Annotated in this window: 17 protein-coding genes; 7 read left to right on the top strand and 10 right to left on the bottom strand. The window is 67.8% G+C overall.

Annotated elements, in window-relative coordinates; genetic code table 11:
• Positions 1–123 precede the first annotated feature (123 nt).
• The 3 genes from FNH21_RS07705 to FNH21_RS07715 all read right to left on the bottom strand — a co-directional run bounded on the left by FNH21_RS07705 (position 124) and on the right by FNH21_RS07715 (position 4,304).
• Positions 124–1,563, bottom strand: a complete 1,440-nt coding sequence (locus FNH21_RS07705) for a phytoene desaturase family protein (RefSeq protein ID WP_152813550.1) — start codon at positions 1,561–1,563, stop codon at positions 124–126.
• 42 nt (positions 1,564–1,605) lie between these two features.
• Entirely contained in the window at positions 1,606–2,700 is a 1,095-nt protein-coding gene (locus FNH21_RS07710; protein ID WP_152813552.1) for a peptidoglycan bridge formation glycyltransferase FemA/FemB family protein, read from the bottom strand.
• Positions 2,701–2,807: 107 nt separating this feature from the next.
• The gene (locus FNH21_RS07715) at positions 2,808–4,304 is read right to left on the bottom strand and encodes a glycosyltransferase family 87 protein (protein ID WP_152813554.1); all 1,497 of its coding nucleotides are present in this window, start codon (positions 4,302–4,304) and stop codon (positions 2,808–2,810) included.
• A 217-nt stretch (positions 4,305–4,521) separates the two neighbouring features.
• Here FNH21_RS07715 and FNH21_RS07720 point away from each other — a divergent pair, with 217 nt between their 5' ends.
• A complete protein-coding gene (locus FNH21_RS07720; RefSeq protein ID WP_191931699.1) occupies positions 4,522–5,607 on the top strand; it encodes an inositol-3-phosphate synthase in 1,086 nt (361 codons plus the stop codon).
• 167 nt (positions 5,608–5,774) lie between these two features.
• Here the strand turns inward: FNH21_RS07720 and FNH21_RS07725 are convergent, their stop codons facing one another.
• The 4 genes from FNH21_RS07725 to FNH21_RS07740 all read right to left on the bottom strand — a co-directional run bounded on the left by FNH21_RS07725 (position 5,775) and on the right by FNH21_RS07740 (position 10,085).
• Complete coding sequence (locus tag FNH21_RS07725; protein ID WP_152813556.1) at positions 5,775–7,442, bottom strand: formate--tetrahydrofolate ligase; 1,668 nt, start codon at positions 7,440–7,442, stop codon at positions 5,775–5,777.
• Between the two features lie 27 nt (positions 7,443–7,469).
• Positions 7,470–8,249 (bottom strand): phosphatase, encoded by a 780-nt coding sequence (locus FNH21_RS07730; protein WP_152813558.1) that lies wholly within the window; start codon positions 8,247–8,249, stop codon positions 7,470–7,472.
• 64 nt (positions 8,250–8,313) lie between these two features.
• Positions 8,314–9,561 carry a D-inositol-3-phosphate glycosyltransferase gene (gene mshA / locus FNH21_RS07735; RefSeq protein ID WP_191931700.1) on the bottom strand — a complete coding sequence of 416 codons (1,248 nt, stop codon included), beginning with the start codon at positions 9,559–9,561 and terminating at the stop codon, positions 8,314–8,316.
• A gap of 284 nt (positions 9,562–9,845) precedes the next feature.
• Positions 9,846–10,085 carry a hypothetical protein gene (locus FNH21_RS07740; RefSeq protein WP_191931701.1) on the bottom strand — a complete coding sequence of 80 codons (240 nt, stop codon included), beginning with the start codon at positions 10,083–10,085 and terminating at the stop codon, positions 9,846–9,848.
• Between the two features lie 506 nt (positions 10,086–10,591).
• Here FNH21_RS07740 and FNH21_RS17405 point away from each other — a divergent pair.
• Entirely contained in the window at positions 10,592–11,746 is a 1,155-nt protein-coding gene (locus FNH21_RS17405; RefSeq protein WP_152813560.1) for a DUF418 domain-containing protein, read from the top strand.
• 82 nt (positions 11,747–11,828) lie between these two features.
• On the opposite strand, the gene FNH21_RS07750 is transcribed toward FNH21_RS17405, so the two are convergent.
• Positions 11,829–12,479, bottom strand: coding sequence for a histidine phosphatase family protein (locus FNH21_RS07750; RefSeq protein WP_241742757.1), 651 nt, complete (start codon positions 12,477–12,479; stop codon positions 11,829–11,831).
• A complete protein-coding gene (locus tag FNH21_RS07755; RefSeq protein ID WP_152813562.1) occupies positions 12,476–13,921 on the bottom strand; it encodes a CCA tRNA nucleotidyltransferase in 1,446 nt (481 codons plus the stop codon). Before FNH21_RS07755 ends, FNH21_RS07750 begins: the two co-directional genes overlap by 4 nt.
• A 191-nt stretch (positions 13,922–14,112) precedes the next feature.
• Between FNH21_RS07755 and FNH21_RS07760 the strand changes: the two genes are divergently transcribed.
• From FNH21_RS07760 to trxA, 5 genes are all read left to right on the top strand, one after another.
• On the top strand, positions 14,113–14,592 hold the full coding sequence (locus tag FNH21_RS07760) for an NUDIX hydrolase (RefSeq protein WP_241742758.1): 480 nt from the start codon (positions 14,113–14,115) through the stop codon (positions 14,590–14,592).
• Between the two features lie 77 nt (positions 14,593–14,669).
• Complete coding sequence (gene murJ / locus FNH21_RS07765) at positions 14,670–16,397, top strand: murein biosynthesis integral membrane protein MurJ (RefSeq protein WP_152813565.1); 1,728 nt, start codon at positions 14,670–14,672, stop codon at positions 16,395–16,397.
• Between the two features lie 72 nt (positions 16,398–16,469).
• On the top strand, positions 16,470–18,074 hold the full coding sequence (locus FNH21_RS07770) for an ABC transporter substrate-binding protein (protein ID WP_191931702.1): 1,605 nt from the start codon (positions 16,470–16,472) through the stop codon (positions 18,072–18,074).
• Between the two features lie 168 nt (positions 18,075–18,242).
• Entirely contained in the window at positions 18,243–19,301 is a 1,059-nt protein-coding gene (trxB, locus tag FNH21_RS07775; RefSeq protein WP_422108751.1) for a thioredoxin-disulfide reductase, read from the top strand.
• A gap of 25 nt (positions 19,302–19,326) precedes the next feature.
• Positions 19,327–19,653 carry a thioredoxin gene (trxA, locus tag FNH21_RS07780; protein WP_152813570.1) on the top strand — a complete coding sequence of 109 codons (327 nt, stop codon included), beginning with the start codon at positions 19,327–19,329 and terminating at the stop codon, positions 19,651–19,653.
• Positions 19,654–22,042: 2,389 nt separating this feature from the next.
• Here trxA and FNH21_RS07785 read toward each other — a convergent pair.
• On the bottom strand, positions 22,043–23,530 hold the full coding sequence (locus tag FNH21_RS07785) for a ParB/RepB/Spo0J family partition protein (protein ID WP_152813572.1): 1,488 nt from the start codon (positions 23,528–23,530) through the stop codon (positions 22,043–22,045).
• Between the last annotated feature and the right edge of the window lie 18 nt (positions 23,531–23,548).

A 23,548-nucleotide genomic window follows, 5' to 3' on the forward strand; every position in this document is an offset into this window, starting at 1 on the left:
GCCGCTCGGATGTAGCCGGATGGCTACCCGGGTGTCGAACGGTTACCCGGGTATCCAATGCAGGACGAGGGCCGCGGGGACCGTGGCACGAACGGACTGGTGAAGGTGCCACGGGTGAGCGGATCAGAGACCGAGGGCCGGCACCGGGAGGCCGAATTCGCGCCGGAGGGCGAGCTTCGCGGCGTTGAAGCCGGCCATCCCATGGACGCCGGGACCGGGCGGCGTGGACTGCGAGCACAGATAGACGCCCTTCAGCGGAGTGGCCCAGGGCCGGATGGAGGGCACCGGACGGGCTACGATCTGCCGCAGGTTCACCGCTCCGCTGCTGAAATCACCTCCGACGTAGTTCGCGTTGTAGGCCTCGAGATCGCTCGCCGTCGTCGTGTGGGTGCGGACGATGACGTCCCGGAAGCCGGGCGCGAAGCGTTCGATCTGCGCGGTGACGGCCTCGGCCATGTCACGGGTGGAGCCGTGTGGGACATGGCAGTACGTCCACAGGGTGTGCCGGCCCTCGGGCGCGCGGGTCGGATCGAAGGACGACGGCTGGGAGAGGAGCACGTAGGGACTGTCCGGGTGCACGCCCTGGTTGACCTGCTTCTCCCCCGCGACGATCTCCTCGCGCGTGCCACCGAGATGGGCGGTCCCGGCCCGTCGCAGGTCCGGATGCGTCCACGGCACGGGGCCGGACAGGATGAAGTCCACCTTGCAGGCCGCGTTCCCGTAGGTGAACGCCTCGAGGGCCCTCCTGTAGGGACCGGTCAGGCGGCCGCGGGCCATCGCCTGGAACGTCGTGGGAGCGACGTCGAGCAGGACCGCCCGGGCGCCGGACACCTCGGCGAGGGTGTCGATCCTGCTTCCCGTGACCAGCTCCCCGCCGTGGCGCGTCACGTCGAGGGCGAGGGCGTCGGCGATGGCCTGGGACCCGCCGACGGGGATCGGCCAGCCGACCGTGTGCGCCAGGAGGTTCAGCACCAGACCCGCTCCGGCCCCGGTCAGGGACGGGAGTGTGCCGACAGGATGGGCCATCACACCGGTCACCAGCGCCTTCGCCTCGTCCGTCCGGAAACGGCGGTTCCAGGTGGGCAGGCCCTGGTCGAGGACCGAGAGGGCGAACCGCAGGGCTGCCTCCGGCTTCCTCGGGATCCGCACCACGTGGTTGAGGGTGAAGGCGAGGATCGCCTGCTCGCGGTCGCTGAGCGGCTGCACGAGGCGCCGGTAGGCTTCGCCGTCGACGCCCAGCCCGGCAACCGTGCGCTCCATGCTGCGGTGGGCCACCCCGGCCCGGCCGCCGTCGAGCGGATGGGCGAAGGACACGTCGGGGACGGCGAAGCCGATGCGCCGGCTGAGTTCGAAGGCCCGGAAGAACGGCGACGCGAGCGCCATCGGGTGCACAGCGGAACAGAAGTCGTGGAGGTGGTCCCGTTCCATCAGTTCGAGCGATCGGGAGCCGCCGCCGATGGTCGCGGCGGCCTCGTGCACCCGGACCGACAGTCCGGCGCGGGCCATGACGACGGCGGCGGCCAGCCCGTTGGGACCTGCGCCGACGATCTCGACATCAACCATGGGGACGTCCTCTCCTGGCGCCGCCCGGCCTGTCCGCCGGGGTCATGTGCTCTCGGTGGTCACTCCGCTGCGCCGGGTCCGCACCCGTCCGGACACCCGCGCCACCGCCCGCCGGACGACAGCCGGTGCCGCCCGGCGGCCCCGCAGCAGCGCGGAGACGGCAGTGTAGCGCCCCGGCCGCAGCGGGATGTCGTAGGTGGTGGGCACGACGACGACGTTCTTCGAGAAGTTGCGCTTGAAGGTGGTGACGTTCGCCAGCGACGGGTAGTTCTCGCTCTCGATCCCGGTCAGGCCGCAGGCGGTGTTGCCCCCCGCCTTCAGCGTCCGGAAGGCCTCCCACAGGAGCAGGTAGGGCGCGAAGGTGGTGCGTGCCGCGTGCGTGCTGCCGGCGAAGTAGTAGACGGCGTAGCCGCGGTACTCGGTGGTGATCAGCCAACTGAGGGCGGCATCGTCCCGATAGGCGACCATCAGCCGCAGGTGGTCACCGAGGACGGAGAGCAGTGTCTCGTAGTAGGACGAGTCGAAGGACTGGAACCCGTCGCGTTCCGCGGTCTCCTGCATGATCGGGAACAGTTCCCGCGCGAAGACGGCTTTCCATTCCTCCCGAGGAATATGCCGGACGGTCACGCCGTTCCGCTGGGCCCGGCGGATGCTGTTCCGCGCATTGGGGCGGAAACTGCGGAGGAGGTCCGCTTCGGACGGCGTCAGGTCGACGACGATCTCCCGTTCGTACCAGCCGTGCTCGATCGGGCCGCTCGCCGGGGACTGCAGGGTGGCCACCTGCATGCGGACATACAACGGATCGATCCCGGGATGATCGCGGAACTGCTCCCGCACCGTCTCCATCAGGACCTTCTCGGCCGCAGGGGTCCTGTCCGCGAACCAGACAGGGCCGTTGACGGAGACGACGGACTCCCGGGAGCGCCGCACCACGTGCACATAGCCTGCTAGCGCCACGAGAGCGCCCGCGGCGTCCTCGTAGGCCCAGATACCCAGTGCCGCCCGTCCGAGCGCGAGCTCGAAGTCCACCCAGTCCGGAGTCTGCTCGAGCGGAATCAGCACGTCGGGGTGGGCGGCGGCGATCGCGTCGAACGCAGCCCGGTCGAGGGGGCGAGCGGTCAGGGATGGTGCTGTCACTGATGGTCTTCCGGTGGGAGTCGTCTCGTCAGGGGTGTCCGCCGGCCGGCAGGCCGGTCGGCGCCCGTCACGCTGATGCCGGGAGGCGTTCGCGCGGTCCGGCCAGCCTATCGGAGCGGAGCGAACGGCACGGCGTCCGGGGGCGCACCGGTCGCCCTCCGTCCCGCCTTGCGCCGACGCCACCCGTGGTGCAGCGTGAAGCGGTCGTCGGCGTGATCGAACGGCCCGCCCTGCGGATCATCGATGCCGATCCGCCGGACCACGTCCTCGCCGGGCGTCCGGATCTCCCGGACGACGACCAGGAGGACGTATGCCGTGGTGAGAATATGCGCGATCACCGCACAGGCATAGGTACCCAGCCCGAGATTGTGTTCCACCGCGCCTCCACTGGTCATCCCGCCGAGGTACAGCCAGACAGCCCACCAGTGCAGCACCTCGACGAGCTGCCACACGAGCACCACCCGCCATCGGGGGACGGCCAGCGCCAGGAGGGGTACGAGCCACAGCGCGTACTGGGGCGAGTAGACCTTGTTGCACAGGACGAACGCCCCGACGATGAGGAGGGCCAGCTGTGCGAGGCGCGGGCGGCGTCCTGCGCGCAGCGTGAGGACGGCGACGCCCAGGCAGGCCAGTGCGAAGAGGGCCACGGCCGCGATGTTGATGGCGGCGGGTGTGAGGGTGGGCGCTCCCGACTCCCGGGCCAGCGCGTTGTACACGTACCACCCCGAGGAGAATCCGGCGTCGCGGTCCTCCGAGAAGGTCAGGAAATAGCCCCACGCCGCGCGGTCCCGCAGGAGGAAGGGGACATTGACCGCGAGCCACGCGAGCGTCGTGGCCGCGGCTGCCAGGAGGAACGGCCTGTACCGCCCGGAGCGGATGGAAAGGACGAGGACCGCCCCGAGGATCAGGACGGGGTAGAGCTTGACCGCTGTGCCGAGGCCCCAGAGAGTCCCGGCGAGGAGCGGGCGCTCACGGGCGAAGGCGAGCATCCCCGCGGTCGCGAGTGCCACCGCCCACAGGTCCCAGTTGATGCTGCCGGAGAGGATGATGACGGGGGCGACGGCGACGATGGCCGCATCCCAGGGTCGGCGGGACGCCAGGCGGAGGGTCGCGAGGACGGTCAGGATCCACACGGCGGCCAGCAGAACCATGTTCAGGTCGAAGTACAGGAGGGTCTTCGCAGCGAGGTCGGGGCCGGCCACGAGGGCCTCGACGAGGACCGCGGTCCCCGAGGCCAGCAGACCGAGGAGCACGGGGTATTCGAAGAGCGCTCCCGGGGTGATGAACGGCAGCACACCCTCGCCGAGTCCGCGGCTCCGGTACAGCTCCGTCCAGTCGGAGTAGCACGCGCGGTAGAAGTACTCGGGGGAGGACCACCCGGCCACCCGGCAGGGGTTCTTCACGACGATCGCCAAAACGGCGGAGCAGACTGTCAGGAGGATCAGCACGCGGGGGACGGTGAACCACCGTGGAGCCACGCGTCCCGGGTCGGCGTGGCGCCCGAGCGCACCGCCGGCTCCTTCGGTCAGGGGTATCAGGAGGTGGTCGGACCTGCTCGGAACACTGATGCGGTAAGGCCCTCGCCTGCCTGTCCCGGAGCTCATGCGTCGAGCCTAGCCGTCCTGTGCCGCCGGCCGGTGGTGCTCCTCCACCGGCGGGATGCACGGTCCCGTCGGCAGGCACTGCAGCACGGCCGGCGGACGGCGAGGAATGGCACGGCATACGTCGGCGTTATGAACTGAACGTAGACTGGCAATTCCTGCCGACCGCGCCCAGGGTGATGACGGCCGGGGCATATTCAACGGGCTTTCGAGGAGAACTGTGGGACAGAACCCCATTCGCGTGGCAATCATTGGAGTCGGCAACTGTGCCGCGTCGCTGGTGCAGGGAGTGCACTACTACCGGGACGCGGATGCGTCGGGGGCCATCCCCGGCCTCATGCATGTCGAGTTCGGCAAGTACCACGTGGGGGACGTGCAGTTCGTGGCGGCGTTCGACGTCGACGGCAAGAAGGTGGGCCACGACCTCGCCGAGGCCATCGGAGCGAGCGAGAACAACACCATCAAGATCGCGGACGTACCGCCCACCGGCGTCATCGTGCAGCGCGGTCACACCCTGGACGGCCTCGGCAAGTACTACCGCGAGACCATCGTCGAGTCCGACGAGGAGCCGGTGGACATCGTCGCCCAGCTGAAGGCCTCGAAGGCCGACGTCCTGGTCTGCTACCTGCCGGTCGGTTCCGAGCACGCGGCGAAGTACTACGCCCAGTGCGCGATCGACGCGGGCGTCGCCTTCGTCAACGCCCTCCCCGTCTTCATCGCCGGCACCAAGGAGTGGGCGGACAAGTTCACCGAGGCGGGCGTCCCGATCGTGGGCGACGACATCAAGAGCCAGATCGGCGCCACCATCACCCACCGCGTGATGGCGAAGCTCTTCGAGGACCGCGGCGTGACGCTGGATCGCACCTACCAGCTGAACGTCGGCGGCAACATGGACTTCAAGAACATGCTGGAGCGGGACCGCCTCGAGTCCAAGAAGATCTCCAAGACCCAGGCCGTGACCTCCAACGTCAAGGCCGAACTGCGCGCCAATGACGTGCACATCGGTCCTTCGGACTACGTGGCCTGGCTCGACGACCGCAAGTGGGCGTTCGTGCGCCTCGAGGGACGCAACTTCGGCGACGCCCCCGTCTCGCTCGAGTACAAGCTCGAGGTGTGGGATTCCCCGAACTCGGCGGGCGTGATCATCGACGCCATCCGCGCGGCGAAGATCGCCCTGGACCGCGGTATCGGCGGCCCCATCCTCTCCGCCTCGAGCTACTTCATGAAGTCCCCGCCGGAGCAGTACGCGGACGACATCGCCCACGAGAAGGTCGAAGCCTTCATCCGCGGCGAGATCGACCGCTAGGACCGGCCGGAGACGTCAGGACCAGCAGCACACCGGAGGCCGGGACGGCGACGTCCCGGCCTCCGGCATACCGGCTGCGTCGTGTCCGAGGTGCGATCGCGGGGTCGCGAAACTTCTCGCCGCCTCGAGGGTGCGGGGCCTGAACGACGCCGGTCGTGCGGCGGTCCTCAGAACAGCCCGACCGCGTTCCCGTCGGCGTCGACGTCCATCCGGAGTGCCGCGGGCTCCCTGGGTAACCCGGGCATCGTCATCACGGAACCCGTGAGCGCCACGATGAACCCTGCACCCGTCTTCGGGATGAGGTCCCGGACGTGCACGGTGAAGCCCTTCGGCGCCCCGAGCACGGTGGCGTCGTCGGAGAACGAGTACTGCGTCTTGGCCATGCAGACGGGAAGCCCCGACCAGCCGTTCGCCTCGATCTCCTTCAGGCGCCGCAGTGCGGGAACGGAGAAGTCCACGCCGTCGGCCCCGTAGATCTCCTGGACGATCGTCCTGATCTTGTCCTCGACCGGAAGGTCGAGGTCGTACAGGTGGGAGAACGTCACAGGGCGTTCCAGCGCCGCGAGCACCGTCGCCGCGAGGTCGTCGCCTCCCGGACCGCCACCGCCCTGACCCCAGACGTCGGCCACGGCCGCGTCGATCCCCTCGCCCGCACACCAGTCCATGAGCCAGTCGAGTTCCTCGTCCGTGTCCGTACCGAACCTGTTGATGGCCACCACCGGAGCCACACCGAACTTCTCGACATTGCGCACATGGCGGAGCAGGTTGGCGGTACCCTCGCGCAGGGCGTCGATGTCGGCAGTGGCGAGATCCGATGTAGGGACCCCTCCGTGCATCTTGAGGGCCCGGATGGTCGCGACGACGACGACGGCGTCCGGCGCCACGTCGGCGACGCGCGCCTTGATGTCCATGAACTTCTCGGCACCGAGATCGGCACCGAATCCGGCTTCCGTGACGACGATGTCCGCGAGGCTCCGAGCCGTCCGGGTGGCGATCACCGAGTTGCAGCCGTGGGCGATGTTGGCGAAGGGTCCGCCGTGGACGAGGGCCGGCGTCCCGGCGATGGTCTGCACGAGATTCGGCTTGATGGCGTCCCTGAGCAGCAGCGCCAGTGCTCCTTCGACCCCCAGATCCCCGACGGTGAGCGGCGCGCGATCGAACGTGTACCCGAACGTGATCGCGGCCAGGCGTGCCTTCAGGTCGTCGAGGTCCCGTGCGAGGCAGAAGACCGCCATGATCTCCGACGCCACGGTGATGTCGAAACCGTCCTGCCGCGGGGTGCCCTGCGCCGGGCCGCCGAGGCCGATGACGACCTCGCGCAGCGCGCGGTCGTTGACGTCGAGGACGCGCTTGAAGGTGATGCGGCGGGGGTCGATGCCGAGTTCGTTGCCCTGGTGGATGTGGTTGTCGATCAGCGCCGCGAGCGCGTTGTTCGCCGAGGTGATGGCATGGAAGTCGCCGGTGAAGTGGAGGTTGATCTCGTCCATCGGCAGCACCTGCGAGTAGCCCCCGCCGGTCGCACCGCCCTTCATGCCGAGCACCGGCCCGAGGGACGGTTCCCGCAGCGCGATCATGACGCGCTGCCCGGCCCGTGCGAGGGAGTCGGCCAGCCCCACCGTGCAAGTGGACTTCCCCTCGCCGGCCGGCGTCGGGCTCATCGCGCTGACGAGCACCACCCTGCCCGGCGCGCGGCCGTCGTCGGGCAGCAGGCGCGGGTCGATCTTGGCCTTAAACCGTCCGTGGAACTCGAGTGCCTCCCGGGGGATCCCCGCGGCATCGGCTATGTCCTCGATGGGCCTGACCGCAGCGGCGCGGGCAATCTCAAGATCGCTCATGCAGCCAACCTATCAGCGGCTCCTGCGTCAGGCCGCCGGGAGCCCTGCGCGTTCCAGGACGTAGGCGATCAGCGGATCGTAGAGGCCGGGGCAGACGTTGTCGTCGAGCGGCACGGCCACCTCGAGCTGGCCCTGAGCCTCGGAGACGAAGAGTCCCGGGTCGTTGCAGTCGGCGAAGCCGATCGTCGGCAGCCCCGTGCTTGCCGCCTGTCCGGCCCAGCCGTGGTCGGCCACCACGAGGTCGGGCACGCCTGCGGGGTCCGTGGCCAGAGTCTCGAGGCTGAGCCGCATCGGCTCCGGGAGATGGGTGTGCATGAGGCCGCCGTGCTGGTGCCAGGCGAGCACGCCGAAGATCTGCCGGATGTCACCGGCCCGGAAGCGCCGGCCCTCGGGAACCCGCACCACGGTGGCGCCGACGGCCGCGGCGGCGCGCGCTAAGGCCGCGTGGACGGGCAGCAGGCCGGCCGGGTGACCGGTGGCGAAGAGGATGCGTTCCTTCCGGTGGGCGGATGCGCCCAGCCGGTCGGCGAAGCGGTCGAGCGCAGCCACGCACAGCGAGCCGTCGATGGTGTCCTGTCCCTCGACGAGGCTGCGGTCCGCGCTCGTGCCCACGCGCCGGTGCATGAGGTCGAAGACCTCGTCGTAGCTCCACTCCCGGGTGAGGGCGACGCCGAACTCGAGGTTCTCGTTGCCCTCGAGGAACAGGCGCATGTGCCGCAGGTTGTCCTGCCGGGGTGTGGCCACCTCACCGGTGATGCGGACGGAGTCGAGGTAGGCGGCGAGCTCGGCGGAATTCACGCTTCCCATCCTAGGTGGGCGGGACCGACCGGACGGGCGGGCGGGCGGGCGATTCAGGGTGGGACTGCCAGGTTCAGCGTGTTGTCGCGGCAGGGAAGCGATCGACGGCGGTGCGGTAGCTCTGTGCGGTCAGCAGGGCCGTGCGCTGCCACCCGAAAGCCAGCGCGTGGGTGGCAGCGCCGCGGCCGAGCCGCTCCCGCAGCCCGTCGTCGTCGTGCAGGCGTTCCAGGGCATCCGCCCACTCATGAGCCGAGTGTCCGTCCACGAGGAGGCCGCTCCGGCCGTCGCTGATCGCCTGCGGGAGCCCGCCGACGTTCGCTGCGACGACGGGCGTACCGCAGGCCTGTGCCTCGAGCGCCACGAGACCGAAGGACTCGCTGAAGGACGGCATGACGACGGCGTCCGCCGCTCGGAACCACTGCGCGAGGTGCGCGGCCGTGACGGGAGGGTAGAGGCGGATGTCCTCGGTGAGGCCGGCGTCGTCGATGAGCGGCTGGAGGGCGAGCGCTTCCGATCCGCTGCCGGATCCGAGGATGCTCACCGCCAGTCGAATGTCCGGACGGCGGCGGCGGAGTTCGGCGGCCGCGGCCACGAGCACCTGGGGGCCCTTGAGCTTCTGGATCCGGCCCGCGAACACCACGTGGAACTGCTCCGGAGGGAAGGCAAGTGCCGCACGGGCGGCGGTGCGGTCTCCGGAATGGAACGTCGAGAGGTCGACGCCGGGAGCGACGACGTCGATCCGATCCGGTGAGGCCCCGTAGAGCGAGACGAGTTCTGCCGCCTCCGTGCTGGTGTTGGCGATCAGGCGGGCGGCGCCGTCCACGATGTCCTGTTCACCCGCGGTCCTGGCCGCGGGCTCGGGCGCTCCGAGCGCCTTCATGCGGAGATCCTTCACCTTGGCCATGGTGTGCATGGAATGCACCAGCGGAAGGCGCATCTCGCGGCTCAGGGTCAGGCCGACCGCCCCGGACACCCAGTAGTGCGAATGGAGGACGTCGAAGTGACCGTCGGCCAGGAGGTCGGCGACGTCCGTGATGGCGTCGGCGAACGCGTCGGTCAGGCCGGGCAGCGCTTCTTTCGGGATGCGGCGACGGGGCCCGGCTTCGAGGTGGTGGACCACGACGCCGTCGCCGAGAACTTCACGGCTGGGCCGTCCCTCGCCGGCTTCCCGGGTGAAGATCTCGACATCGATCCCCACCCGCGCGAGTTCCCGCGCCGTGCTCCTGACGTAGACGTTCATCCCACCGGCATCGCCCCTGCCGGGTTGCTCGAGCGGGGAGGTGTGCAGGGAGAGCATCGCTACGCGCCGGACGGCGGACACGCTTCCTCCCTTCCGACCGGCGGTGAGGGAGAGGCCGGTCGAGTGACCCTCACGACCCTATAACGCGCTGTTCGCGCGCCGAATTCCGGGGCCGGACGGGAGCGCGACCGTCGCGCCCGACCACGGCGGAAGCCCGCGCCGGGAAGCGCGGGCTTCGCTCGTGGTGGGGCCGTCACCGCCGGGTCCTTCTGGGGTGAGGGCGTTCGACGCCCGTCCTTCGACGGGGTGGCCCGGCCAGGATCGCTGCAGTGACCGCTGCACCCGGCCACCCCCGCGGGCGGACGTCATTTGATGTAGAGCATGTGGCTCGGCTGTTCGAAGCGCAGTGAATCGTCCCAGGGACCGCGGGACCGGCTGCTCAGGATGCGCCCCCAGAGCGAGAGGCCGTTCCGCCACCTGGCGAGCAGGCGCTGCACCTCCTCCCGCCGGTGGAATCCAGGCATGGGCACCGCTGGTACTCCCGGCAGGTCCTCGAGGATCGGACCCGGGGAGATGTCGACCAGTGGCGTCAGTGAGCCACTCATGATGAAGTCGCCCCGGACGGGAGGAGGCTGCAGTGGTGGAGGTGCGGGAGCGCGTGCTTCCGCCGCCGTCGTCCCGGGCGGTCGGGGAGCTGATTGTTCGTCGAATTGGGCAGGGCTGGGCCGTGAATTGGGCATGACAGACTTTCGAGGAATGAATTCGGGCAGAAAGAGCCGCGAAAAGGGAATTCAGGAAGAAGATATGGGGAAGCCGCGCACGGATGCGGGTCGAGGCGAGGTCGGCCGGCTAGTGCCGGTGCGCGGACTTCCTAGTGCGAACGGACAACGAAGGCGGGATCGGTTCGCGGCGTGTAGGTCCTGCCGAGCATGGTATTCACAATCTCCACCTCCATTTCATGGATTGCAGTCGGGTCCGGGTGGCCGGGGCGACACTCGAGGATCGAGTTGGGAAGCCCCAATGGCACATACGTAAAGCTACCGTATGAATGTCGCTCCGGCATAGCCCGCCGGCGGAAATAGTTCGGGGAATTCTGGAAAGAGGGAATTGTGTGTCCGATCGCCTGACGACGTCGGTCCGTGTACCGGAGATCGACGCGCTCCGCGGTCTGGCCCTCTTCGGCATCCTGATGGTCAACGTGTGGTTCTTCGCGGACCCGGGCGGGCCGGCGGGCGGTCCGGCGGGCGGTCCGGCGGGCGGTCAGATCTCGGACCAGGCGGTGAGGCTCCTCGTCGCGACGTTCTTCGAGGGCAAGTTCTACCTGCTGTTCTCGCTGCTCTTCGGTTACGGCTTCGTGGTGCTGAGGGACTCGACGACGCCGCACACCGTGCGGGTGATCGGCCGGCGACTCGCCGCGCTGGGCGTCCTCGGGGTCCTGCACGGTCTGACCCTCTTCTACGGGGACATCCTGGTGACCTACGCGCTTGCGGGGACGCTCCTGCTCGCCACCCGCACCATGACGACGAGGGCGCGATGGGCAACTGCCGCCGCGATCACCGCGGGGGTGTCACTGCTCATCATCGGATCGGCGCTCCTCGTCCTGGCCGCCGGACCTGCGGGAAGCGGAGCGGCCGCCCTCGGACCGGGGACCGCGTCGGACACTCCCGGCGAGGCGTTCGCCGCCAACGCCGGGACCTACGGTGCCATCCTGCCGTCCGTCGTCCTGTTCCAGGGGCCGCTCGCCCTCGCCGCATTCCATGCGGGTGCCGCCCTCGCGGAGCGGGGCGTCCTGCGGCCGCACCCACCGTCCCGCCGCGTCCTCGTGCGCGTGGCCGTGGTGGCCCTGCCGCCGGGCCTGGCCGTCTCTGCCCTGCAGGCCCATCTGGCACAGCAGGGCGGCGAGGGGCTGTCCCTGCTTGCCACGGGCCTGTCGGTCGCAGCCTCACCCCTCGTGACGATCGGGTACGCTGCGGCCTTCCTCCTCCTGCTCCGCAGCCGGCCGGGGCGTGCGCTCGGGAGAGTGATGGCGGGTGCGGGCCGCATATCGCTGAGCAACTACCTCGGGCAGTCGCTGATGCTGTGCCTCGTCTTCACGGGCTACGGCTTCGGTCTGGCGGACCAGGTCCCCCTTCCGGCGGTGCCGGTGGTCGTCGTCGGGCTCTACGCTCTCCAGCTGGGCGCGAGCCATCTCGTCCTGGCGCGGTTCGGTACCGGCCCGGTGGAAGCAGCGCTGCGCCGGTTCGTGCGGCGCACCCCGGCGCTCTGAGCACCCGTCGGTGCACGACGGGGACCGCCTCCAGATCCGGCGGCGGCGGCAGTGGCGGTGGCAGTGGCGGCGGCCCAGCGCCTCAGAGGTTCCAGTGCACGATCGCCGGAGTGCGCTTGTCCCAGCCGAGCGCACAGACGGCGGCGGTGCCGAGGACGAGGCGGCGTCCCTCGATCGCTCCGAATTGCAGCCACCGCGCCGCGACGATCCGCAGGAAGTGCCCGTGGGCCACCAGCAGCGCGTTCTCGATCGGCTTCGCCCCGGGCTCACGGTCGGCGGGAGTACCGCAACCGGCCTGGATCCTGGCGATCACGCGGTCGGCGCGCTCGGACACCTGGTCGAGCGTCTCGCCGTTCGGCACGCCGTCGTCCCAGATGAGGTAGCCCGGATTCTCCTCGCGGACCATCGCGCTGTTGCGGCCCTCGTTGTCGCCGTAGTCCCACTCGTGGGCGAACGGAAGGATCTCGGCATCGGGGAAGCCGGCGAGCTCCGCCGTGCGGGTGGCGCGCTGGAGCGGTGACGTGACCACGAGGTCGAAGTCGACTCCCTCGAGATGCCCACGCGCGGCCAGAGCCTGCTCCTCACCGTGCTCGGTGAGCGGGAGATCCGTGAGGCCCGTGTAGCGGCCGTCCCGGGACCACTCCGTCTCGCCGTGCCGGAGGAGCCACAGCTTCGGCAGGGGCGTCCCGGCCGGGGTGAGGTCCGGTGCTGCGGCGCCTGTCATGGGCTTCATGGTGTGCTCTCCTGGGATTCGGGCTGCTCGCTCCACCACCGGCGGAGCTTGGTCTCGGCGGCGGCCGGGTCGTGGGGGCCGTGCTCCATGCGTTCCTCGAGCAGGAACCGGTAGGCGCGGCCCACCACGGGTCCGGGCCGGATGCCGAGCAGGTCCATGATCTGCCCGCCGTCGAGGTCCGGGCGGATGGCGTCCAGCTCCTCCTGCTCGGCCAGCGCGGCGATCCGGGTCTCGAGGTCGTCGTAGGCGAAGGCCAGACGCTCGGCCTTCCGCCGGTTCCGCGTCGTGACGTCGGAGCGCGTCAGGCGGTGGAGGCGCTCCAGCAGGGGGCCGGCGTCGCTCACGTAGCGCCGTACCGCGGAATCGCTCCAGCCGGCCTCTCCGTAGCCGTAGAACCGCATGTGCAGCTCGACCAGCCGGGACACGGCCTTGATCGTGTCGTTGTCGAACCGCAGCGCGCGGAGCCTCCTGCCCGTCAGCTTCGCTCCCACGGCGTCGTGATGACGGAAGCTGACCGCACCCCCCGGCTCGAACTTGCGGGTGGCGGGCTTGCCGATGTCGTGCAGGAGCGCGGCGAGGCGCAGGACGACGTCGGGCGCGGGAACCGGTCCGTCGTCGTCCGTCTCCAGCTCGCAGGCCTGCCGCAGCACCGTGAGGGAGTGCTGGTACACGTCCTTGTGGCGGTGGTGCTCGTCCGTCTCGAGGCGCAGGGCCGAGACCTCCGGGAGGACGTGGTCCGCCAGACCGGTGCCCACCATGACGTCGATCCCCTCGTCCGGTGCCGCCCCCCGGATCAGCTTCACCAGCTCGTCGCGGACCCGCTCCGCCGAGATGATCGAGATGCGCTCCGCCATGGCGGTCATCGCCTCGGCCACGTCGGGTGCAACGGTGACGCCCAGCTGCGACACGAAACGCGCGGCGCGCATCATGCGGAGCGGATCGTCGGAGAACGACGACGAGGGCGCACCGGGCGTCCGGAGGATCCCGGCATGGAGATCACGGACGCCGCCGAAGAGGTCCACGAGCTCGAGGGACGGCAGGCGGAGGGCCATCGCGTTGATCGTGAAGTCACGTCGCACGAGGTCCTCGTCGAGGCTCGTGCCGAAGGCGACGGTGGGATTGCGCGACGCCGGATCGTAGGCCTCCGCGCGGTAGGTGGTGATCTCGATCTGGAAACCGTCCTTGCGGAGACCGATGGTCCCGAAGGCACGGCCGATCTCCCAGTAGGCGTCCGCCCAACGCCTGATGAGGGCGATCGTGCGGTCGGGGTCGGCGTCCGTGGTGAAGTCGAGGTCCGGTGACACGCGGCCGAGGAAGAGGTCCCGCACGGGCCCGCCCACGAGGGAGAGCTCATGACCCGCAGCGTCGAAGAGCTCGCCGACCTCGAGGACAACGGGAGGAAGCGGTGCGGTGAGTGTCGAGGTGTCCAGCAGGTGCGCCATAGTCCCTTAAGGGTGCCAGATGGGGCGCCGTTTCCCACACCGTGAGCGGGTCCGCGACGGCTGCGGCCCGGGCTTGCCAGCGGCTCCGCACCGGGCCGCGCCGTCATCCCCTCCGCTTAAAGATCGTTAGAGTGGTCGGTATGGACCGGCCCGTTCCGAGTGCTCCGAAGCGCACCCCGTTGACAGTGTCAATGGGAACCACGGGTATGCCTGCCGTACAGCACCAGCTCCCCACGGTGGAGGAGGTCTCGGCCGGGGGGATCGTCATCGATGCCTCCAGGGAGACCCTCGACGTCGCCATCATCGCCCGACTCAATCGCGGCGGACGCCTCGAATGGTGTCTGCCGAAAGGCCATCCGGAGGGTGCGGAGAACAACGAGGAAGCGGCGGTCCGCGAGATCGCCGAGGAGACCGGCATCGAGGGCAGGATCGTCTCGGCGCTCGGGAGCATCGACTACTGGTTCACGGTCAGCGGCCACCGCGTGCACAAGACCGTGCACCACTACCTCCTCATCGCGACCGGCGGGTACCTGACCATCGAGAACGATCCGGACCACGAGGCCGTCGACGTCGCCTGGGTGCCGCTGCAGGAGCTCGGCCGCCGGCTGTCCTTCCCCAACGAGCGCCGCATCGCCGACCTCGCCCGCGAAGTCCTTCCCGAACACCTCTGACCCGGCCGCTCCCGTACTGCCCGCCCCGCAGTGACCCGTCGCCGTCGTCGGGCCGTGGGGTGAGACGATGGGAAGCGATGTCTGACACGAACACCGCCTCGATCCCCCTCCATGACGCCCGAGGGCCCGTCCGCGACGATCCGTCCGCTCCCCGCAGCGGCTCGACCGCCCGGTCGAGCGCCATCATGGCCGCCGGGACCCTCGTCTCCCGGATCCTCGGTCTCGTCCGGGTGGCACTGCTCGCCACCGCCATCGGCGCCTCGGGCCAGGTCTCGGACCTGTTCACCTCGGCCAACAACCTTCCGAACTTCCTCTACCTCATGCTCGCCGGTGGCGTGTTCAACGCCGTCCTGGTCCCGCAGATCATCAGGGCCAGCCGCCAACCCGACCGCGGCGCGGACTACGTCAGCCGGCTCCTGACCCTCGCGGCCATGGCGCTCCTGGTCCTCGCCGTCCTCGCGACCCTCGCAGCCCCCTTCATCGTCGGGGTCACCACCAGCTTCACGGGCGAGAAGCTCGCCCTTGCCACCACCTTCGCGTTCTGGTGCCTGCCGCAGATCTTCTTCTACGGCATGTACGCGGTGACCGGGCAGATCCTCAACGCGAACGGATCCTTCGGTCCGTACATGTGGGCGCCGGTGGTCAACAACATCGTGTCGATCGCCTTCCTGGTGGTCTTCATCGTCCTGATGGGGAGCGAGCAGGCAGAGCGGCACAGTCCCGGGACCTGGACATCGACGCAGACCCTGCTTCTCGCCGGCGGCACCACCCTCGGTATCGTGATCCAGGCGCTCGTGCTGTTCATCCCCCTCAAGCGGCTCGGTCTCGGGCTGCGGCCGAAGTTCGGCCTGCGTGGAACGGGGCTCGGCCGCACCGGCAGGCTCGCTTCCGTCACCATCGTCACGATGCTGATCGGCAACGGCCTCTATCTCGTCAACCAGCGCGTCGCCACCATCGCCACCGATGCCCGCCCGGCCCTGCTCGCGCAGGATCCACCCGTCGAGATCGCCGGTCTGACCAACCTCGAGTTCGGCTCCATGGTGTACCAGCTGCCGCACGCCGTCATCGCCCTGTCCCTGGCCACGGTCATGTTCAACCAGCTCTCCTCCGCACACGCGGACGGCAACCTCCCCGCGGTCCGCGCGACCCTGTCGCAGGGCCTGCGGATCATCGGCGTCGCGACGGTGTTCGGATCAGCCGCACTGCTGACCTTCGCGGGTCCCCTCGGCGTCCTCTTCAGCGAATCCGCCGAGAGCGCTGCCCTCAACGGTGTGATCATCGCGATCCTCGCGATCGGGGCGCCATTCCTCAGCGCCAATTTCTTCCTCACCAGGGTCTTCTACGCCGGAGAGGACGTGAAGACGCCCCTGAAGATCCAACTCGTCCTCTCGGTCGTCGGGGTGGTGCTCGCCCTCGTCGCCGGCATGTTCGACCCCCGCCTGATCGTCCCCATGCTGGCCGTCGCCTATTCGCTGGGCAACGTCATCGCGGTGGCCGTGAGTCATACCTTCCTCACCCGGTCCATCGGCCGCTACGGTGCCGGGCACGTCTTCGACGTCCATGTCCGCCTGGCCGTCGCCGGGATCGTCGCCGCGCTCGCCGGTACGGCGCTGTGCTGGGCGTTCGGCGGCTACGACGCCGACGGCTTCCTGTGGCAGTCGAAGCTGAACGCCCTGCTGGTCCTCGCGATCGGTGGTGTGCTGATGGGAGTGGTGTACCTGGGCATGCTGAAACTGCTCCGGATCCGCGAACTCGATGAATTCGCAGGCCCTCTCCTCGCGCGTTTCCGCCGGAGCGGCGCCTGACCCAACCGCCCGGGAAACGCCGGGGCGACCGGTAGCATGGGTAAAAATCAGCCATGCTTGCGGGAGGAACACGTGCCAGAAGCAGTAGACGTCGGTTCAGTGCTGGGCGGCCGGTACAAGGTGACCGCCTACGTACTGGCATCTGCTGAGAAGGATCTCGTGCTCGACGGCGTCGATCAGGTCCTCAACCGGCCCGTCAGCATCCTCGTCGCCTCCTCCGGGAACGCCTCGCAGGTGGCGGCCAGCGCTCGTGACCTGGCGACCGGAGACAGGAACAGTGCCATCCAGGTGCTCGATCTCGGCATCACGGACACCGGCACCTACCTCGTCACCAACCGCACCCCGGCAGCGGACATGCTGGACCTGATCGTCCAGCAGGATCCGCCGCGCGAGGACCAGCCCTTCGTGGAGCCGTTCTTCACCGACACGCTCGGTTCGGAGATCTTCGGCGGCCCGCGATCCACCGAACCCGAGTCCTACGACGACGACCACGAGGACGACCACGACTACCGGCACCAGCGGAGGCCGCGCATCTCGGGTCTCCGTAACCGCTTCGGACGCCACGGCGCGGAGGATTCCCGGCAGGACGGCACCTCGGACCTTCCGCCCGTCCAGGCGGAGGCCGCACCCGACAACCGACCGTCCTCCCACCGGGTTCCGCCGCCGCCGAGCCGCCGCCCGGGAGGAGCAGCCACCGACGAGCCGCACCGGCGCTCCGAGGACGCCGACCGCCGCCCATCGGGTGCCGGAGGAGCAGCCTCCGAAGAGCAGGAACGGCGTTCCGAGGACGCAGACCGCCGCGCATCGGGTGCCGGAGGAACAGCCGTCGGAGCGGGAGCGGCAGGCCTGGCGGCCGGAACGGCCGCGGCCTCCTCGTCGCCGTCGTCGTCCGCCCGTGCGGCTTCCCTCTTCCCGCTCTCGGGAGACAGGGACGTCAGCGACGACAGCGACGGGTACGACGACACCGATCGGGACGAGTACGACGACGAAGACAGCAACGGTCGCAGGTTCACCCGGGTCCTCGTGGGTGTCGTGCTGACCGTGGTCCTCGTCGTCGCGGTGGTCCTCGCGGCGACACAGCTCGGATCCATCTTCGACGGCAGCCCTGTCGCCGACCCCGCGACGGAGCAGGCCAGCGCCGCTCCCGCAACGGAGGACGCCACCGCGCCGGCCCCGGCCGAGACTGCTTCCGCCGAGCCCACACCCGCGCCCGTCACTCCCGTCATCACCGGGATCACCCGTGTGGTGCCCGACAACCCGGGGCTCGACGCGGCCAATGATGTCACCCTGCCGTCGATCATCGACGGCAACCCGGCGACCTTCTGGGGCAATCAGGTGTACGCGAGCGACAGCTTCGGCGGACTGGCGACCAACCTTGCACTGGTCGTCCAGCTGGAAGAGGAGTCGACCATCGCCCAGGTGGCCATCGACCAGCTCAACGGAGCCGGCGGAAGCTTCTCCGTGCTCGTCAATGACCAGCCGACACTCGAGGGTGCGGAGCAGATCGCCCAGGGCGGCTTCACGTCCCCCACCGTCTCGCTGCCCATCCCCGCAGGAGCGGACGGACCGCGCACCGGCCGTTTCGTCATCGTGAACTTCACCCAGCTGCCGCGCCTGTCGAACATCCAGGCCCAGTATCCGTTCGGCCTGAGGATCGCCGAGATCCGGGTGAGCTGACCGCGCCGAGTACCGGGTGCTCCACTCCCGACAGGGAATCGTCGTCGAGCACCGGCCGGCGTCGTCGACGGAATAAGCGTATGTGTGGTTCCGTTGAGGGAAGTGTCCGCGGATGTGACCGGACCGGCCATATCAGCGATGGAGAAGACAGAAAGGTCTTTCGAGAACGTGACAACCCAAACCGAGGTCCAGTTGGACGCGCCCACCGCCCAGAGCACGGAAGGCGAGCAGAAGATCCACGACGTCATCATCGTCGGATCGGGGCCGTCCGGCTACACGGCGGCCGTGTACACGGCGCGTGCGAACCTGAAGCCCGTGATGATCGCCAGCTCCGTCAAGGCCGGTGGTGAGCTCATGAACACCACGGATGTCGAGAACTTCCCCGGGTTCCCGGAAGGCGTCATGGGCCCGGACCTCATGGAGCAGTTCGAGAAGCAGGCCCGCCGATTCGGCACCGAGATCCTCTACGAGGACGTCGTGAAGGCGGAACTCTCCGGAGACGTCAAGAAGCTCACCATCGCAACGGGCGAGGAATTCCTGGCCCGATCGGTGATCATCTCGACCGGATCCGAGTACCGCGAGATCGGTCTGGACGACGAGAAGCGCCTGTCCGGTCACGGTGTGAGCTGGTGTGCCACCTGCGACGGCTTCTTCTTCCGCGACCAGGACATCGCCGTCGTAGGCGGCGGTGACTCTGCCATGGAGGAGGCGCTCTTCCTCACCAAGTTCGCGCGGTCGGTGACGGTGATCCACCGCCGCGACACACTCCGCGCGTCGAAGATCATGCAGGACCGCGCCTTCGCCCACGAGAAGATCTCCTTCCTGTGGAACTCCGAGGTCGTCGGCATCCACGGGTCCGACAAGGTCACCGGACTCAAGTTGGCGAATATCGCCGACGGCACGACGAGTGATATCGAGGTGACCGGGGTGTTCGTTGCCATCGGCAACGATCCTCGCGTCGATCTCGTGAAGGACCAGCTCGAGCTGACGGTGGAAGGCACCATCGCGGTCCAGGGGCGGACGTCGAAGACCTCGGTTCCCGGCGTCTTCGCCGCCGGCGATGTCATCGACCCGACCTACCGCCAGGCAATCACCGCATCCGGCAGCGGATGCGTGGCCGCCCTCGACGTCGAGCACTACCTGGCCGACACCGTGAGCGCATCCCAGACAGCAGCACGCGTGCCGACGCCTCCGGCGGAAGCCGTGTCCGAGAACGCTTCCCTCTGATCGATCAATCACAAGGAGTAACGCAATGAGCAATGCAAAGGATGTGACTGACGCGTCATTCGACGCCGACGTCCTGCAGGCGAGCAAGCCCGTCATCGTCGATTTCTGGGCAGAGTGGTGTGGCCCCTGCCGCATGCTCTCGCCGATCCTCGACGACATCGCAGCCGAGCACGCCGAGAAGGTCGACGTCGTGAAGGTGAACGTCGACGACAACCCCGCTATCGCCGCCAAGTACGGAATCACCTCGATCCCCGCCGTCTACGTCTTCAAGGGAGGCGAGGTCGCGGCGACCTCCATCGGCGCCAAGCCGAAGCAGGTACTCGAGCAGGAGTTCGCAGCTTTCATCAACTGATCGCCTGACGTACTGAGGGACCCGCCGGAAGGCGGGTCCCTTTTTCGTGCTGTGGACCGCACGGGTGACAGGACTGAGAGTCGACGACATGTCAGGTCTGCCTCCGTGCACCACATTGGGCGGTGTGCCGACCGACCGCCGCCACCATGGCTCGATCCATGTCCTCTGCGCAGTGAACGACGTGCGTCCGAAGAGCTGACCCTGATGAGGCCGGGAGGGCATCGGGGGAGCTTGGCTTCCCTTCCGGTCAGTGATGTCTCGTGGCCCGCTCCGCTCGGGGCCCCGCTGTCGTGGAGATATAGACGTGGCCTATGAGCGGCCTGGTCAGCCACACCACAAGTGCTGCGCCTGCAACAGACTTCCGGACCGTCTGGACCCGATGCGCGGCACGCGCGTGGTGAGCGGCGACTCCAGGTACGACTCCTCGTACGGCTCCTGTACGGCTCCTGTGGGGTTCCTGCCCGAGGAGCGAGAATCGGCATCGCTAGCTCAATCAGATTGAGGACAGCGACCGCAATACCAGCGAGAAGAGCATCATCCTTGCGACGAGCTCTGCAGTCATCGGGCGGAGGCCATGCCACCGGACAACAGCGGAGGCGCGTATCGGCTCCTGCGACAGACGCCGAGCTCCAGGTGGTCCTGTCATGAGGAATCCATGTTCCACGTGAAACCCATAAGAACCTGTTTGCGGGTACAGCATCGCAAAAACACCTCAGACCAATTGCATCCAGTTCAGGGCGATGTCACCAGTGATCTGGTGGGCGGCTGGGAAGCCATATCTCCGCGCATTGGGGCCAACACCGGGACCTCCAACAAAAACATAGGGCGAAGGCTCCCTGATCAAGCACCTCAGCAATAGCAGCCTCGAATACGCCACAAACGAAGACCGTACATGCTGCACACGAAGACGGAGCGATGGCGTCGCCCTCTTTCACGATGGTGGTAGAGGTCAGGCATAAAGCTCGGCGCCACTCCAAGCGCCTTTTCCTACGCTGCTCTCCCGTGGAATCGGGATGGGGACGGCGCTCCTGCCAGGAGTTCCTCAGCTCGCTGAATCGATGAACAGTGCATCGTCCGCACATTGCTCGACCGGTCTGCAGCATCACGTCCACGTATAGTCCCGAAACTCTACCTGTCTCCCTGAGAGCGAAGCATCAGCCCTTCGATCACTGTTCTCCCTTGGACATTTCACGTGAAACGAGAGGGCGGAGACAGAAGACTGACCCGCTGCGAGTTGGCCAAACGATCGGTCCGGCATCGGCGCGTGGTTGCTCGCCTCTGCTTGATCCATTCGCAACTAAGCCGCAAGAAGAAGAAGCGGTGACAACTGAGGCCCTCCAAAGCATCGAGTCACGTTTCACAGCATTGGATAGCGTTTCACGTGGAACCACAATAGCGCTCCCATCAACAGAGAGCCGCATCTTGCCTTACGGGATCCCGTACTGATTCCGGGCCAGCACGTACTAGGGGTAACTCGAAGCTGCCTATCCTGATCGTCGGCCCGACAGGTAGGAATCGCACGGACCGGAAGGGAGGGGATCCGCGCGCGGCCGGTGCCCTCGATGAGGAGCGTGCACTCCTGTAGCAGAGTAGGGGGTCCCATCGGACGTTCGTTCAGCCGATCCTCACACGTTCGATTGCTGGCTCGATAGCCGTGAACTCCGTTGGTAGTAGGAGCACCGACGCACGCAGTATTCGGTAGCAGCATGCCCGCATCAGGCGGACCAAGTCCCTGAGAAGCGACGCACCTGCCCTGTTCTGGGGGACATGCTTCATGGGAGAGCGATCGCGACAACATCAAGATCGAAGCAGCCCGGTTTCACGTGGAACATGTACTGAGCCCCACGGATTGCAGTGGTCGGCGCCCGCCGGCTGATCATGGGAGCCAACAGGTTCTGCAAGCTAGCTGCCAGCTGCACACCTACGTACGCCGCCCCAGTGAATCCTGACTGCTTCAGATAGCCTCGTGCTGCCCGTGGCCACGGCCATGGTCTTACGAGCCACGTCAAGCTCATTCGGACTGATCCCACGGCCACTGAAGTCTTTCCTGGCAATCTGGCGGCAGTGCTCGAGCCCAAAACCTCGCGAAGCGTTCAACTCGACGGTCACGCGCTTGCGCGAACGCACGGCCGCAACGACATCAAGCCTCCCCATGAGGAGAGGGAGCATGCTGTCATCGTGCGAGCATGACCTTTCCGGGTGGAGTTTCCGCCAGGAGCATGGAGGAATCTCCCGCCGAGCGACGGAGGAACTGCTCGATGCACAGCCCCTCCGATCCTCCCGCGGTCAGGTTTCACGTGAAACTCTGGGACCAAGACGCAACTCCGCACGGACCATTGCTGAGAAGAACAACATCAGCTCCTGCAGCTCGTACGCGAGGGACGAATACCTACTCGGCGGTGGGGGCGAGAACCCCAATGATCCTGTTCAGGTCATCAACACTGGCGAACTCGATGCTGACACGGCCCTTCTTTGCACCCAGGGTGATCTTCACACTGGTGTCCAGCCGATCGGCTAGCGACGTAGCCAGATAGTCGAGCCGCTCATGACGAGCGCCGTCCTTCGGTGTGGAAGGCTTCGAAGCCCGCCTCAAACCACCACTCAGAGCAACAATCTCCTCCGTGGACCGAACAGACAAACCTTCGGCGACGATTCGTTGAGCCAGCTTCTCCATGTCGACAGGGTCTGCAAGGCCGAGTAGCGCACGGGCGTGGCCTGCGGACAGAACCCCTGCGGCGACCCGGCGCTGAACGAGCGGCGGTAGCTTCATCAAGCGCAGAGTATTGGAGATCTGAGGACGGGATCTTCCCAGGCGTCCGGCTAATTCGTCATGCGAACACCCGAAGTCCTCGAGAAGCTGCTGATATGCCGCCGCCTCCTCCAGTGGGTTCAACGCGCTCCGGTGAAGATTCTCCAGCAGGGCATCACGCAGGAGGTCATCGTCGAGAGTGACGCGGATGATCGCCGGGATCGTCTCCATCCCGGCTTCACGCGAGGCTCGCCAACGGCGCTCACCCATGACCAGTTCATATCGGGGTTCACCCGGCTCTTGGGAAGGCCTCACGACGATCGGTTGTAGTACCCCGATCTCGCGGATCGAATGCACCAGTTCCGAGAGCTCATCCTCGTTGAATTCGACGCGAGGTTGCTTGCGGTTCGGATGGATGGCGTCCAGCGGGAGATCCGCGAAGCTCGCACCAGGTACCTCGACCAGACCTTCAGCGGCGCCGGCACCCCTCGTGTCCATGGCACTGACCGCCCCCTCGGACGCGTCACTGCTCGACGTTTCACGTGAAACACGCTCAGTCGATCCGGCAGGACCGCGGCGAAGCGATCCCTCTTCCTTGCCTGTGGAATCAGGATCTGAGGTGGGCGACTGCAGCGGCTGGTCGTCCTCCGGGCGTTGCGACACAACGGATTCCGTCGCGGCGTTCGGCTCAACCGCGTCCAGTGCCGGGATCTCGCTCTGTTCCCCGAACTCCGTAGACGTCGGCATCGGTGGGTCGCCGGCCGACCTCGGCTCGTCGTTGTTCCCTGCCTCAGACTTCGACGGCTGCTTCCCGCCGACACCGGACGCCGCCTTTCGAACGGTCTTCCCAACTCGTTTCGTTTGGGCATCCAGAACATTCTTGTTGATCCCACTGCGCAGGGCGGACGAGTACGATCGTGGCTGCTCTGCCACGTCGTCCTCGGTCACGCGCTCGAAGAACAGGTCGACAGGCCGCCCTCCCTGCTTGCGGTCGTTGCTGTTCGTCTGGGGAACCTCTCCGGTCGCACCCGTCGGTTCCGCTGCCGGGAGGACCTGCTCCTTCTCCGTCGGTGCACTGGGGATCAGAGCACCCAGTCCTCGACCTAATCCGCGCCGTTTCTCAACCATGTCATTCCTTCCGGGTGT

This window comes from Arthrobacter bussei, assembly GCF_009377195.2.
Taxonomy (GTDB): domain Bacteria; phylum Actinomycetota; class Actinomycetes; order Actinomycetales; family Micrococcaceae; genus Arthrobacter_D; species Arthrobacter_D bussei.

Excerpts from the sequence above, each read along its gene's own strand:
- FNH21_RS07705 (WP_152813550.1), bottom strand. The coding sequence starts at position 1,563 with ATGGTTGATGTCGAGATCGTCGGCGCAGGTCCCAACGGGCTGGCCGCC.
- FNH21_RS07715 (WP_152813554.1), bottom strand. The coding sequence starts at position 4,304 with ATGAGCTCCGGGACAGGCAGGCGAGGGCCTTACCGCATCAGTGTTCCG.
- FNH21_RS07725 (WP_152813556.1), bottom strand. The coding sequence starts at position 7,442 with ATGAGCGATCTTGAGATTGCCCGCGCCGCTGCGGTCAGGCCCATCGAG.
- FNH21_RS07730 (WP_152813558.1), bottom strand. The coding sequence starts at position 8,249 with ATGGGAAGCGTGAATTCCGCCGAGCTCGCCGCCTACCTCGACTCCGTC.
- FNH21_RS07740 (WP_191931701.1), bottom strand. The coding sequence starts at position 10,085 with ATGAGTGGCTCACTGACGCCACTGGTCGACATCTCCCCGGGTCCGATC.
- FNH21_RS07750 (WP_241742757.1), bottom strand. The coding sequence starts at position 12,479 with ATGAAGCCCATGACAGGCGCCGCAGCACCGGACCTCACCCCGGCCGGG.
- FNH21_RS07755 (WP_152813562.1), bottom strand. The coding sequence starts at position 13,921 with ATGGCGCACCTGCTGGACACCTCGACACTCACCGCACCGCTTCCTCCC.
- FNH21_RS07760 (WP_241742758.1), top strand. The coding sequence starts at position 14,113 with ATGGGAACCACGGGTATGCCTGCCGTACAGCACCAGCTCCCCACGGTG.
- murJ (WP_152813565.1), top strand. The coding sequence starts at position 14,670 with ATGTCTGACACGAACACCGCCTCGATCCCCCTCCATGACGCCCGAGGG.
- trxA (WP_152813570.1), top strand. The coding sequence starts at position 19,327 with ATGAGCAATGCAAAGGATGTGACTGACGCGTCATTCGACGCCGACGTC.
- FNH21_RS07785 (WP_152813572.1), bottom strand. The coding sequence starts at position 23,530 with ATGGTTGAGAAACGGCGCGGATTAGGTCGAGGACTGGGTGCTCTGATC.